Origin of the sequence: Shewanella sp. UCD-KL12 (genome assembly GCF_001957125.1) — a bacterium.
Taxonomy (GTDB): domain Bacteria; phylum Pseudomonadota; class Gammaproteobacteria; order Enterobacterales; family Shewanellaceae; genus Shewanella.
The window spans coordinates 42,490-56,974 of record NZ_MPHJ01000010.1 but is presented as its reverse complement, the minus strand read 5'-3'; the positions used below and the strand labels follow the sequence as shown (position 1 = coordinate 56,974).

The window sequence follows — 14,485 nt, the reverse complement described above, 5'->3', positions numbered from 1 at the left end:
CATATGTTTTTATATCACGACTAAGCCGAAGCTGTAACTGAGTTTTTTCATCATTCTTATTCTTAAAATGACGGTTAATTACGTTTTTATATGTTTTTGGGGCTAAGTGACTATTTTTAGAACATTTAGCCTAAGATAAATTTACTGATAATGGATAAGCCCTAAGGAGCGTCATTACACGCTTTAGGGCTTATCCAGTGACTTATGCTTGTACTCATGATTAGCAAGGCTTGCTGTAAATTAGGCCTAGCTTTCTGTCGCGGGAATAGCAGTTTCTAATTGATCGCCAAATACGAACTTACTCAGTGCTAATGTCACTAAGATGGTTGCAAGCAAGGTGATAGCCATCATATGGATGAAATGGAATGGGCTCCAAATAAACGTAAAGACGGCATAGACAAGGACCCCAAACACTAAGCCTATTTTAATTGCTTTTGCATGGACATTTTTAAAGACTAGCGCGCAGATAAAGGCAGCGAGTACAGGCATTGAATAGAGGCCATTTAGCTGTTGAAGCAAAGAGATAATACTCTCAGATTTGGCAAAAACAGGTACTAATGACACTGATATTAAGGTGAAGACTAGTGCGACTCGAGTACCAATCTTTCTGACATCGGCATTCGGGTTAACATAGTTTTGATGAATATCACAGGTGTAGAGCGCTGCGGCTGAGTTAAGGCAGGAGTTAAATGAACTTAACACTGCGCCAGCAATCACTGCTGCAAATGCACCCGATAACCAGGCTGGCAGGATATCTCCTACTAGCCTACCGTAAGCCACGTCGCCGATATCGCCATAAAGTTTAAAGGCCACAATACCCGGTAATACCACGATAAATGGCACGATGAGCTTCATGATGACCGCGGCATAAAGCCCTTTTTGTGCCTCTTTGACAGACTTGGCGGCTAAAGCCCTTTGGGTGATAACCATATTGGTGCCCCAGTAGAAGATCTGAATGAAGATCATGCCTGTCAGTAGAGTGTGCCAAGGGATATCGGATTGATTGTCACCAATGAGGGTGATGCGTTCGATCGGCACTCCTGAAAGATCCCAGTTGACGGCATTCATGGCGAGGTAGGAGACGATAACTCCCATCGCAATTAGGCCGATGCCATTTAAAGTATCTGAGATGGCGATAGCTCTAAGGCCGCCGAAGATGGCATATATAGCACCAATAACGGCAAAGATGATAGCCAAGAGGGTAACGGATATCTGTAGACCAAACATCGACTTCATAAATAGTGAGCCGGTATAGAGGACAACAGGCAACAAGATGAAGGCATAACCTAACATAAACAAGACTGAGACCATGGCACGGATCCCTTTATCGTTATATTTACGCTCTAGCAGCTCTGTGGTCGTGGTGCAGTTGTATTTGTAATAAATGGGGATAAGCCACTTAGCTAAAATTATCAGACCAATCGCCGCGGCTATCTCCCACCAAGCCACTAATAACGCTTGGGCACCATTCATACCGACAATCTGTTCGGCGCTAATATTGGTCATCATTAATGAACCAGCGACAACAACCCAGCTAAGTCCACCGCCTGCGAGAAAGTAGTCTTTACTGTCGCTGGTATCACGTTTGATGTTACGGCACTTAAAGTAGGTAATTAGGCCTACTGTTGCCGTTAGGCCAAAAAATATGACCAGTTGAACTATCTGTTCCATGTTGATTTTCCTTTTATTATTATCCGTTCAATCATCTATCTACGTGCCAGATCTTGCAGTTGGCTTTGGGCGGTTACTGGTATCAGTTTGAACTCAAAACTCATTGGCTTAGCCTTGATACGATAAGGTTCGTGAACAGGCCGTCCCCAAGATGTATCACCGCCTAGCCCCATCTGTTTATGGTCTATATTCCAAGTGACATAGTCGCGTAGAGGGATCTCTGCACCGTGATTTTGGGTCACTGGCACTAAGCCTGAAGCTGAGCCCTGGGCGTCACCTTTTCTAAAATCGATATCGGCTTGAGAGAAAGGCCATAAGCTGGTTTGCATCTGTGTCGCTGCAACAGCCATAAGACCTATGCCTGCATCGTTAGTGACCGCGGCATAGCGAACTTGAGTTCTTTGGCCTGTTTCTTGTGGACGGGAATAACGATGAAATAGCTGTTCGATAGGTTGCTGATACCAACCAAGTGGGTTTCCTGTTGCTCTATCGACATAAGTCTCTTCGGGGCCGCGGCCAAAGTATTTCATAAAGCGGCGATCAAAAGGCAGGCGAGTGCTAAACCCAAAGCGGGGAAGGTCAGGCAGTGTCACAGAGCCTGGCTTAAATTGGCTGCTGATTAACAGCTCACCCTTCTGGTTTAGCCTATATAGGTTGGTTAGGCTAAATTTGAGCTGAGGGTGGGTCTGCTTGACCTCGATGCCAGCTTGAGTTTTTACTATTGAAACTAGTTCGAGCTCAGATGCTGCATCTTGCCAAACACCTCCCCATTTGGGCAGGCCGTTACCTAAGTCATTGTCAGTAGGGGCACGCCAGAAGTTTGCCATCAAGGGAGCGATGATCTGCTGCTGATGCTCGCTAGCTATCTTGGTCAGCCAGCCAGATTCTTTTGAAATCGTATAGCTGTTATCGTTGAGACTGATTGTCCACTGGCTTTCGCTCTCAGATATACGGCTATCTTGGTTGATTTTTTCCTCTGAGTTTACCGCCTGCTGCAGTGAAAACTGTTCAAAAGCTAGCTGGTGGCCAGATGGCAACAAGGGCTCTGGAGTATCGACAGTCGCTGAAACTAGCAAGTGATAGTCATATTTAGGGTTTAGCTTGCCTGCTAAGGTGTCTAATTTAAGTTTAAGCTGCTGACTCTTTCCGGCATTAATAGCTGGCATCGGCATGCGTCCAGTTTCAACGGTTCGACCATCCTGTTGCAGTGACCAAGTGAGCAGTAAGTTTGATGTCGATTTGAAATCAAACTTGTTGGTGAGCGTAAATCTCACTTGATTATCGTTCAGTTGAAGACTGCTGAACGTCAGAGGTTGATAGACTCGTTTTACTTCGCTTAAGTGCGGGTGAGGGTTACGATCGGGATCGACTAAGCCATTATTAAGAAAGTTGCCGTCGGTAGGCATATCGGGGTGATAGTCTTTACCGTATGCCCAATACCTTTGGCCTTGCTCATTAGTGAAAGCGAGAGATTGATCGACCCAGTCCCAGATAAAACCGCCTTGAAGGTTAGGGTACTTCTCGATGACATCCCAGTAATCTTGGAGGTTGCCTACTGAGTTTCCCATGGCGTGGGCATATTCAATCATGATAAGCGGTCTATCATGATTGTTCTTCGCATACTTTTCGATACGCTCTATCGATGGGTACATAGGGGCGACGATATCAGTGTAAGGCTCTGTGCCTGCGGGTTCATATTGAACCGGGCGGCTCGGATCGCGTTGTTTTACCCAGTGATACAGAGATTCGAACAACTTACCTTCCCCCGCCTCATTACCTAGCGACCAGATGATGACTGAAGGGTGGTTTTTATCTCGTTCAATCATGCGCTCAACTCTTGCCTGATGGGCAGGCAACCAACTCATCTCGTTGCCGATTTGCGTTTTTTTATCGATAGCTAACGGGTGTGACTCAATGTTGGCTTCATCGATAATATAGAGGCCATATTTATCGGCGAGCTGTAGCCAGTATGGGTCATTAGGGTAGTGACTAGAACGCACAGCATTGATGTTGCTTTGCTTAATTAAGCGAATATCTTTTTCCATGCTCTCACGGCTCACCACATGACCTGTTTGTGGATCGGTTTCGTGGCGGTCGACACCTCGAATCGTGATCGCTTTATTGTTTACGAGAAGTTGGCCTGATTTTATCTCTATATGACGAAATCCTAGCGCTTGTGTGCTGCTTTGTAGCAAGCGTTGCTCACTGTCTCTCATATTGACGATAAGTTTGTACAAAGAAGGGGTTTCAGCGCTCCAAAGAGCAGGCTGCTTGATGCTGAATTTAAGCTCGGTATCTTGCTCTCCTGAGAGCGTGAGAGATTGTTCACCACTGGCAAGTGATTTACCCGTTGGAGAGATAACTTGGTAGCTAAGGGAAACGGGCTGACTCTGTTGATGATTCTCAAGTGTTAACTTGAGTGTCATGTCGGCTTGAGTGAGCGAGTTATTGAGCTGATAACTGGCATCGATATCTTTAATGCGCTGCTGAGGAGCTGCATATAGATATACATCACGCTCGATGCCACTCATGCGTAGCATATCTTGGCTTTCTAGGTAGCTAGCATCACTCCAACGAATGATTTTCATCGCGATGAGGTTTTTACCTGGCTTGAGATATTTGGTGATATTAAATTCTGCAGGTGTCTTGGCTCCTTGGCTGTAGCCGACCTCCTTGCTATTTACATATAGCGCAAACGAAGAGCGGGCGGCGCCGACATGAAAAAACACCTGTTTATTTTGCCACTGCTCCGGCAAGGTTATCTCTCGTCGGTAGCTGCCTGTGGGGTTATGATCATTTGGCGCATCTGGCCAAGTGGTTGTGAAAGGGTATCGCTCATCTAAATAGATGGCGTGCCCATAGCCTTGAGTTTCCCAGTTACCAGGCACCTTGATGGTGCTCCAATGGGTTGAGTCATAGTTATCACTGGCAAAGTCAGCGGGTGCAGATTTTGGGTTTTTAGCGTAGTGAAAGGCCCAAATACCATTAAGGTTTAAGAAGTTATTGCTGCGCCTGTGATCGCCTTTCTTAGCGTTAAACTCAGAGCTGTATGGAAAGAAGCTGGCATGGGGAGCTTCTTTATTGATCTCGAAGATGGTGTGATCTTGCCAACGTTCGCCAGCTAAGCTTAATTGGCTGGTGAGGCATGTACAGAGCAAGCTTGTGTACATCAAACTAGTCATTATTGTTTTTGTCTTGCTAGTTTTAGATGTCGCAGTAATTAACATATGAAACCTTTTATTATTATCGTTAGTCATATTTGTTTATGTTTGGCGCGTTACTTTTCGTTTCTGCTCCAAACGATCGCGATATGCCTAAGGTCTGGGCTGATAGCGATGCGTGACGCAGAGTGATGCAAATGTGTAGGAGGTTTAAGGCTAGCGACGGTGAGCCAGCCACTGTTTTTATCTGCTTTTGATGGCCAAGCATTAAGCTGATCTTTATCGATATTGAAGATCCAGCTATTGTTGCTCCAAGCATAATCTTCACTGCCACTACCGACACTGATTAGCGAGCGATGACTTGCGGATATCGGATCGAAACGTTTAATGACTCTGTCGCCATCTTGTTGCTTATGCAGATAGCTAAATGCTCTATCTTTAGGGATTGCGTGGATGCTTCGTCCTGCATTGGCTACAACAAAATGACGTTCATCGGCTGCCTGAGGTGTGTCAGAGTTCGCTTCAAAATAGAGGCTGTAGGCATATCGCGCCCAGAGTAGCGTGCCAAGCTCTTCATGATGGGCATAATAGCCCGTTGGGATCATACTTTTGATGCTGCGAGTTCTGCTCTCATCATTTTGTTGCTGCCAAACACTTTGATGGGGAACGCCTTGCTCAATGATGTAACGGATCCCCTGCTTGTCTGCGTTAGCATGTTTGTCGGTAAGTTTGAGAGGCTGAGGAGAGTATTCGCTCTCATTTGGCGTGTTGGTTTGCTGAGTGAGTATTGCTGAAGTGCTACCGTTATGCTCAAACTGATATTGATAAATATCGTTATGCTTACCGCTTCTATCTGAGGCAAATAGGATACTTTTGCTATCTGAGGTAAATGCAGCTTGGTTGTCATAGCCACTGCGATCTGTCAGTAACTTCCCTTTGCCAAGGCGCCAGCTGGAATCTTGATGGTTAAATGTCAGCGGGTAAAGCGCGATGTCATAACCTGCAGCCAAAGTGGGCATAGCAAGGGTCGCACATGCTAAAAGGCTTAGGGCCTTAAAGCCGTTGAACAAACAATAAATACTGAGTCTATTTACTGTTTTTAAATGCAGTCTGTTTGTCTGGTTCACAGTAGGGTACTTCCCATCTTACGTAGGATGGGAAATACAATACTAGATTGTTAGGATAATGTATACAATGTGTGTAGGCTTGTTGGGTTAGCCTTTATGTTTCATCTCTTCAGCGTTAGAGATTGCCACATGCGAGTCAGGTAACAAGTCATTGACCACATGGTCGACAAAACCCGCACCCGCGGCTTCATAAAGGTTATAAACACAATGTACCCCCGATGCTTTTAATGACTCAGCATCTTCTGCGAATTGGACTATGGCGCTCATCTTGCCTTTATAGTTAAGCCTCTGAAGCTGCTCAACAGCAAACTGATTACCAATATGGTGTGGCATGGCGAGTAGCACCAGTTCAAGGTTTGGTGCATGCTCAAGTTTCTCCCAGAAGTCGGTATCGGAAGCATCGCCCTGAACTACATGTCGGCCATTTTGTTTATGGTAATCAACTAAGTCTTGTTTATGCTCTATCCCTAAAATCTCACCATCGAACTTACTCTTAAGCTCATCATAGGCACCGCTACCTATTCGTCCCATACCTAAAATAAGGAACCTTGGATTACCAACATGGATCTGTCTATCTTCAGGGTGCAGAGGGTGTTTCTCTAAACGCTTTAGTCGTCCCTGCATCTTTAGATAGAGCCTGTTAGACGAGGCATTGAGTGGGGCCGAAAACAGAAAACTAATACTTAAGGCAACCGCGAGAATGACCATCCATTGAGGAGGAAGCCAACCTTTACTGGTTGCAACTGCAGCCACGATCAAACCAAACTCACTGTAATTACCTAGGCTAAATGAGGTCATAAGTGATGTACGTGATCTCAACTTAAAGTGCGTGAGCAGGTAGAGGAAAAGCAGTATTTTGACCGGCACTATCAGTACTAGCAGACTGGCTAGGGCAATATCTGAATATGTCGGCAGACCATTAAGGCCAACCGTTAAGAAGAAGGCTACAAGGAACAACTCCTTGAAGTAAAATAGGGATTTCGCTAGCTCAGATGATTTAGCATGGCCCGCTAATAAGATACCTATGATCAGTGCGCCAAGATCGGGTTTTAAGCCGACGGCATTGAACAACCATCCACCCATAGCAAGCGCCATCACTAAGCCAAACAGGACCAATAGCTCACCATGTCCTACTTGGTCAAACACGCGGTAAATTAACGGCCTTGCTAATGGAAGGAGCAGTAAACCTAGGGCCCATATCGAGGGGATGTCGCCTTTTGAGATAGTGAGAAAGGCGACTGCAAAGATATCTTGCATGATCAAGATACCGATAGCCACTCGACCATATAGAGATTGCATATCACCTTTATCTTCGAGCACTTTCACTGCGAATATGGTACTTGAGAAGCTTAAGGCAAAGGCTAAAAGGCCAAGCTGATTGATATCCAGATCCGTTAGTTGCTCTAAACCTAAAATACCCAGTAATTTGAGCAGAGGTATGAAAAAGAGCATAGAGCCTATTAAGTGCAAGCTAGAGCCTGCCAATACTTCCGCCTTGAACAGGCTTCTTATATCGAGTTTGAGGCCAATAGCAAATAACAGTAAGGTGACGCCTAGCTCAGCGAGCTGCTCAAGCAGAGGCAGACTAGACTCATCGATGCCAAACAAAAACAGCACAAAGCCCGCAACGAGATAACCTATGAGTGGTGGTAGTCCAATTCGGCTGACTAACATGCCACAGGCTAATGTAATGATGAGGATTGCGGGTTCCATGATGCTTGTGATCCTTTGAGTTTAGCGCGGAAAAAAATTCTACCTATTATTGTATAATAATTGGGTTAACTTTCTATTAAAAATTACGATCTAATTTATAGAAATTTTCTTAATAATCGGGTAGGTAGAAGCAAATAAGTTTCAGGTAATCGCATTTTTAATGCTTTATCCTGAGGTGATAGTAAAAAGGCCATCAATGCTTGCACACTGATGGCCTTAAAAAGGAGTAAAGCTGTATTACTTTTCTAGCAGAAGATCCAGGTGACTAGCGAAATCAGCAGGTTTCATAAAACCAGTTACGCGTAGCTCATCTCTGGCTGCTCCCGTTTCGTCAAACATTAAAAGCGTTGGTAATCCAAGCACATCGTAGTGCTCTAGCAGCTCGATATCGATAGCATCATTCTTAGTGACATCCGCTTGCAGGAACACCATCTTAGCTAAACGCTCCTGAACAGCAGGGTCTTTAAATGTGATGTTTTCAAACTCTTTACAAGCCACACACCAATCGGCATAGAGGTCTAACATCACCGTTTTACCTTGTGATGCTGCTTTCTCTACTTCAGCATTAAGATCATCGAGTGACTTAATGCGCTTATGAGTAACGTGTTGCTCTGAAGCTGTCGTTAAGGCTTGCCCCTGGAAACCAAACTGTGACATCACAGCTTGAAAACCATAGGAGAAGCTTGCGAGTAGCATCAAGGTCAATACAATTGAACGTGTGGTCTGCTGCCAGCTAAACTCAGTCAGCTTATTTTGATGTATCAGGTAACCGACTAAGGTGATCCCCCAGATAGACCAAAGTAAATCTGAAACAAATCCAGGCCAGATCCGCCCAATCATAACGATTGATACAGCGATAAGCAGGAAGCCAAAGATAGTCTTAATAATATCCATCCAGCTACCGGCTCTTGGCAGTAATTTACCACCCGATGTACCTATAACTAGCAGAGGCAGTCCCATACCCATACTCAATACATACAGGGCTAAGAAGCCTTGCAGCAGATCGCCAGTTTGAGCCACATAAACGAGCGCACCTGATAGGGGAGCGGTTGTACATGGAGAGGCAACAAGGCCAGAGATAATCCCCATGATAAAGACACCAATGACATTGCCGCCTTTTTGATTATTAGAGAAGCTATTCATCTTCTCTTGCCATTTAGCAGGTAACTTCAGATCGTAAAGGCCAAACATAGATAGGCTGAGCACAAAGAATAGAATCGCCAGTACAATTAAGACTGCAGGGTGCTGTAGCGCTGCTTGATACTTCATGCCAGCCGAGGCAACGACTAAACCAAGTAGCGAATAGGTGATAGCCATACCTTGTACATAAACCATAGAGAGGCTAAAGGCTTTGGCTGTGGAGAGCTTCTCTCCTTGGCCCACAATGATCCCTGAAAGAATAGGGTACATAGGGAAGACACAGGGAGTTAGCGCAAGACCAATGCCCAATCCAAAAAAGATCACCAATGTCCAGATTAAGCTGTCACTCGATAGCATTTCACTTAAGCTATCTTGTTGAGTGATAGGTGCTTGTGCCGCTGAAGTTGAACCGTTTTGCGCATTCTTCAGCTTCTCGCCAGTAGGAAGCTCATCAGTTAACAGACCGTCATTAGCCGCTACTGGGGTTAATGAAGCTGTTTTCTTCGTCGGTGGGAAACAGAGTTTGCCCTCTGCACAACCCATAAAGGTGACATTAACAGTACCGCCTTCAATAGCCTCTCGAATGGCAATTGGGATCTCTACATAGCTAAGGAAGACATCTTGTTCACCAAAGTAGTCATCGGTATGCGGCACGCCTTTAGGGATTGCCATCTCACCAATGGTCGCACCATCAGCTTCGAATTTGAGCTTATCCCGATACATGTAGTAGCCATCGGCAATCACCCAACTAACTTTAAGATGTTGACCTTGTTGTTTAAAGTCGAAGACAAAAGCTTCGTCGACAGGCATCAACTTAGGCTCATCTTTTAGAAAGTCAAACTTGCTGCTACTGAAGATCCCTTCACTATGTACTGCAGGAGTCAGCAGCATCAAGGAGGTGAGCACTAATGAAATCGCTATGGTGACAATTTTTTTCATAGTTGAATAACTTCTTCTATCCATTAAATACAGATGGTTAATTCATCTTTATCTCGCTTTAACGCAAGACATTGAGCGGTTAGTCGTTAAGCTTGCTCATTAACCCAGTTTACATATTCAGGTAAGCCATGGCTGATAGGCAAGGCGATGATCTCTGGTACTTGGTAGCTGTGACCCAATTTTATTGCACTTTCGATAGCTGCATAGTGCTTGGCGACACACTTGATCTGCAGTTGGTACTCTTGCTCTTCACAGACCTCTCCTTCCCATTGGTAAATGGAGGTTACCTGTGAGGGGATCTGAATACATGCTGCAAGGTTAGCTGCAATTAATCTCTTAGCTAAAGCAGTGGCCTCCTCTTTGGAGGGGCAAGTTGTTATGACTAACAGAAGATCATTTTGCATTTCTGGCTGTTTTCCATTTAAGGTTTAAAACTGCTTTAAGCTTAATTTGCTACATTGTTATATGGGCTCAAACACATAGATTAAAAAAATGTTCATAAAGCCTACATACAGTGAGAGTCCATTAACTCGGTGCATACTCTACGTCTTTTAGGTTGAGCTTGCATTAAGGCATCGCTAAAATAGTGAGCTTATCCATGAATAGAGTGGCCGATTATGACTAAATTGGTTTGCCTCTACTTGAAAATAGACCCGTAAACCCCCATTTAGTTTTCATGTTGAGTAAATTATTACTTATCATTTGTTTCAATTTGTGAGGTCAGTTTGTTTTTTATCTTATTAGTTATCTTCGTTCTAGTACCAGTTATTGAACTGAACGTACTGATCCGCGTCGGTGAGTCTTTAGGGAGCTGGACGACCGTAGGTCTCGTTTTCTTTACTGCTATCGTTGGTGTGTCCCTGGTGAGAAGCCAAGGAATTAGCACCTTAATGCAGGTGCAACAGAAATTATCTAGAGGTGAAGCACCGGGGCAAGAGATTGTTGAGGGGATGATGTTAGCGATGTCAGGCCTACTTCTGCTTATCCCAGGTTTTGTCACTGACTTCATCGGCCTTATTTTACTGACGCCATTTACTCGTATTCCAGTGGCTGGCTTTCTGTATAAAAGAATGCAGGTTAAAGTGGCGGCTAATGGTGGTTTCCAAGCTGGATTTGGCCCAGGTATGGGGGGGCATCAAGGCGGCCCGCACTCAAGCTCTAGTGACAGTCCTTTTGGTCAGTCTCCTTTCGATAGACATCATAGCCAAGGTCGAAACCCTGAGGGTGGTGACACCTTTGATGGTGACTATGAGCACAAGCCTGATGCCAGTGACAAGCGTCCAGAGAGCCATCAGATAGATGACAAAGACAATCCTAAGTCCTAGGGTCTAGGTCCTTAACCTTAGGATTCTTTGGATAAAAATACTCTTCCTTACAATTTATATGACTGAATTTTCGTGTATTTTTGTAAGGAAGCTTCATAAAGCCTGATACTCCCTTTCCTTGAATTTTTCCCACATGACTTAAGATCCTGCTCAAACTAGCACGAAAGTCGGCTTGTTTTCTCGGATTTAGCAACCTTAAATAGCTGTGTATTTTCATATGGTTGGGCAATACTTCGAAGATGATGCAACCTGTGTGGTGGATCTTATTGATCCAAGCAAGCTCTGTCATGATCTCCCCCGGTAGCTCTAAGTTTTCATCAGGATCGCGACCATCTTCAAAATAGGAGTGTAGTCTGGATTTATCTTCTAAAGAGGGGGCGCTACCAACCTCAAAAGGGAGTGCCAGTTCAGGATCTATGATGAAGGGGGTGCTGGTATCTTCACGCTCTAGATGGATAGTGTCTCGTGCATTGAAGAAACAAGCCTTAAAAACGCCGATCCGTTTAATGCCTCTGGCGAGGGTCACCATATTATTAACAGCCAAAATGAGGGCTTGTCGCTCATCAGCATTGTAAAGTGCTAGGTTTGAGTCAACAAATACACCTGTTTCACGCCAGTGGATAGCAAGCCCACCTACAATTGAGTATTGGCTAATTCGACCTACAGAGGCGATAAAGCCCTTTTCTGTGTCTCCCATACCAGCCATAAAGTTACGGTAGTATTTTTCTAATTGGAGATCGTCCATCTTCTCAATAGGATCTTCTGTGTTGTGCTCCTTAAGAAAGGATTTCCGTGAACTGTAGATAACGGTTTCTACGTCGTGAGTTTGGCTGAGCTCCCATATAGGGATCTCCTCTATCAAAGCTGTTTTTGGTAGCTCAGGTAGGTGCAACCTATGACTATGTAACATGCTTTTAAGGAAGTAATCACCCGCTCGGTTTCTTGTTGCAGCGTCATCGCTGAGCATTGCATCTAATGTTTTGGCTAGCTCAATCGGGAGACCGATGGAGGTGGGTTTGATCACTTGGCTACCAAATCGGCTAGCTTGACCAGATGCAATAGCATAGAGAGTGGCTGCGACACCTTGTTCGTCAAAGCGAGTACTTGAAAGTGCACCGTTTAGCTGCTCATCACCGATAAAATAGACATCTCCCATTCTCGCGTTGGTATGTTGCTGATCACTCGAGAGTAAGTCCATGACGTTACCATTGACTGGATTACCTTGAGCATCGCGTTGAGCAAAAACTGCAGAGCCCCAATCAATCAGCGAAAGGTGATCAGCTTTTACATCATAGACAAGGTTTGATGGTTTTATATCACCATGAACCAGAGGGCGTCCGTGATGTAGATATTGCAGAATATGGGCTAATTGACGGGCAATGCTCATTACCATATGGGGAGGCAATGGACCTCTTTTAAGGCACAGTTGTTCTAAATCCTCGCCGGGGGCTCTGGCCATCACCAGTATCCCCTGTTTACCTGCGTGGGCAAACTTAATGGCTGGTGGCACATTCGGGTGCTTGACCTGACCAAGCATGAACGCTTCCTCCTCTAGCCTATCTTGTACGCTTTGGGGAAGGGTTACACGGGAAAACTTAAAAACATGGGACTCGTTATGTTGATTGACTCCAGCAAAAACAAAGCCATATGCTCCTTTACCGACCAGCTCAAGCTGGCTATAGCCGAGTTTGCCAAGTTGTTGCTTACAGAGTCGGATCCAGGCTCTATGCTTGCGGGCATCATTGGCCTTTAGCAGGAAGATTGATTGCTCTTCAGAAATATAGAAGTGTTGCAACTGAGGTGTTGGCTCTGCACTTACCTGAGACGAGGCTGAGTCTATTGTTGAGGTGCTAGTGGGCGAATGCATTGAAGTCGGCGACATTGGTTTGGGTTAGCACTCTTTGTTGGAGTCAGATGTGTCGTTCAGTATAACCCTAAGCCAGTTTAAAGTGCGAGATGTCTCGAGAGACTTATTAAGCTGTGTAGCGCCCTTGCATGTGTGGTTTTTTCGGCCCCTAAAGTATTTTATCGTAACCGATGTTGACCTAAATCAAGCCAGTTAAAATGCGTGGCAGGTAATCTTTAATGTGTAATCAAATTAAAGAGTAAAGAGGAGGGCATATGCCAGAGTTAGACAAGGCCCTATTAATTGAGTTATTAGAGTATCCCCGTAAACGTATCGTTGAGTCGATGGAGTTAAAGTTCTGTCCTCACGCAGGTTTCTTTAACACCAGTGATGAACAGTGCCTCAATTGCCACCAAGGCATGGAGTGTATCTGGATGAATCATAATGATGAGTTAGTCGCAGTCGAGGAAAAATCAGTAAAAGACCTTAAGCAGCAACTGCTTATTGCCGTGGATTTTATTGACTCAAACCTGACACCTCACCATCTGTCTCGAAGAAACTGTGAATGTGATAACTGTGTCTGGCTAAGAAAGACGCAGAAGGTATTAGCCCTAGACTAGCTCTAGCTAAGTCTTAGTTTAAGTGAAATGAGTGCAAAGTTTAGCTAAGTACTTCCTATCTTAGACTCTCAGTCTGTCACCTGTGCTAATGCTTTGCAGCGAGTGTTCTCATTTTGTCCCTCTTAAGGTATAACTATCGCCATGACATAGTGACCTCAGTTGATATTACCTTTTAATGGTGACGATATTGCGAGGTAGATAGGAGTACGTTAAGTTATGGAACCCAATTTCTGGCACGATAAATGGGATGCGAAACAGATAGGATTTCACTTAGGCCAAGTCAATGAGCTGCTGATCCAGCATTGGCCTCAATTAAAGCTTACAAGTAAGAGTAATGTTTTTGTTCCTCTATGCGGTAAGTCTTTGGACATGTGCTATTTGGCAGAGCAAGGGCATAGCGTATTAGGTTGTGAGCTTAGTCAAACCGCTGTTGAACAGTTTTATACTGAAAATGATTTACCCTTTAGCGTTGAGCCACTCGATTCTGTAAACCAGTTTTCTACAGAACAAGTGAGCATACTGCAGGGGGATCTGTTTACGCTCCAGCCCGACAGATTTAGTCATATTGATGCGTTTTACGATCGCGCCGCACTGATAGCTTGGCCTCAAGAGATGCGCATTGCATACGTTGAGAAGATAGCCTCACTCATTCCACCTAAAAGCATTGGGCTATTAATCACCTTAGATTATCCGCAAGAAGCATTAAAAGGCCCACCATTTGCTGTTTCTAATGACTGGGTACAGACTCATTTAAGTGAATATTTCGAGGTTGAACTACTCAGTAGTGATGATGTGTTAGCCGGTAACCAGCGCTTTGTGAGTAAAGGCGTACCTTGGTTAACTGAGTCATCGTATAAGTTAATCAGGAAAGGGTAAGCAAGTAGTCTTGCAAGCTCACTTCTAGAGCGCTTCGCTACGAGATCGTGAACAAATTCCCTTCGAG

10 protein-coding genes are annotated in these 14,485 nt (G+C 44.7%); 3 read left to right on the top strand and 7 right to left on the bottom strand.

Annotated elements, in window-relative coordinates; translation table 11 throughout:
* Window positions 1–246 precede the first annotated feature (246 nt).
* From BM736_RS16900 to cutA, 6 genes are all read right to left on the bottom strand, one after another.
* Window positions 247–1,671, bottom strand: a complete 1,425-nt coding sequence (locus BM736_RS16900) for a solute:sodium symporter family transporter (RefSeq protein WP_076414311.1) — start codon at window positions 1,669–1,671, stop codon at window positions 247–249.
* 35 nt (window positions 1,672–1,706) lie between these two features.
* On the bottom strand, window positions 1,707–4,841 hold the full coding sequence (locus tag BM736_RS16895; RefSeq protein ID WP_256717939.1) for a glycoside hydrolase family 2 TIM barrel-domain containing protein: 3,135 nt from the start codon (window positions 4,839–4,841) through the stop codon (window positions 1,707–1,709).
* A gap of 107 nt (window positions 4,842–4,948) precedes the next feature.
* Window positions 4,949–5,851: a PD40 domain-containing protein gene (locus BM736_RS16890; RefSeq protein WP_083700280.1), complete on the bottom strand. Its 903-nt coding sequence runs from the start codon at window positions 5,849–5,851 to the stop codon at window positions 4,949–4,951.
* A gap of 195 nt (window positions 5,852–6,046) precedes the next feature.
* Entirely contained in the window at window positions 6,047–7,672 is a 1,626-nt protein-coding gene (locus BM736_RS16885; protein WP_076414309.1) for a cation:proton antiporter family protein, read from the bottom strand.
* A 237-nt stretch (window positions 7,673–7,909) separates the two neighbouring features.
* Entirely contained in the window at window positions 7,910–9,751 is a 1,842-nt protein-coding gene (locus BM736_RS16880; protein WP_076414307.1) for a protein-disulfide reductase DsbD, read from the bottom strand.
* A gap of 86 nt (window positions 9,752–9,837) precedes the next feature.
* Complete coding sequence (gene cutA / locus BM736_RS16875; protein ID WP_076414305.1) at window positions 9,838–10,155, bottom strand: divalent-cation tolerance protein CutA; 318 nt, start codon at window positions 10,153–10,155, stop codon at window positions 9,838–9,840.
* 321 nt (window positions 10,156–10,476) lie between these two features.
* Between cutA and BM736_RS16870 the strand changes: the two genes are divergently transcribed.
* Window positions 10,477–11,076 carry an FxsA family protein gene (locus BM736_RS16870; RefSeq protein ID WP_076414303.1) on the top strand — a complete coding sequence of 200 codons (600 nt, stop codon included), beginning with the start codon at window positions 10,477–10,479 and terminating at the stop codon, window positions 11,074–11,076.
* Here the strand turns inward: BM736_RS16870 and BM736_RS16865 are convergent.
* The gene (locus tag BM736_RS16865) at window positions 11,066–12,943 is read right to left on the bottom strand and encodes a protein kinase (RefSeq protein ID WP_083700266.1); all 1,878 of its coding nucleotides are present in this window, start codon (window positions 12,941–12,943) and stop codon (window positions 11,066–11,068) included. The two genes, BM736_RS16870 and BM736_RS16865, sit on opposite strands and share 11 nt — an antisense overlap.
* Before the next feature lie 254 nt (window positions 12,944–13,197).
* On the opposite strand from BM736_RS16865, the gene BM736_RS16860 reads away from it, so the two are divergent.
* Together BM736_RS16860 and BM736_RS16855 are read left to right on the top strand one after the other, a co-directional pair.
* On the top strand, window positions 13,198–13,542 hold the full coding sequence (locus tag BM736_RS16860) for a hypothetical protein (RefSeq protein WP_076414302.1): 345 nt from the start codon (window positions 13,198–13,200) through the stop codon (window positions 13,540–13,542).
* Window positions 13,543–13,758: 216 nt separating this feature from the next.
* Entirely contained in the window at window positions 13,759–14,418 is a 660-nt protein-coding gene (locus BM736_RS16855; protein ID WP_076414300.1) for a thiopurine S-methyltransferase, read from the top strand.
* The last annotated feature ends 67 nt before the right edge of the window (window positions 14,419–14,485 follow it).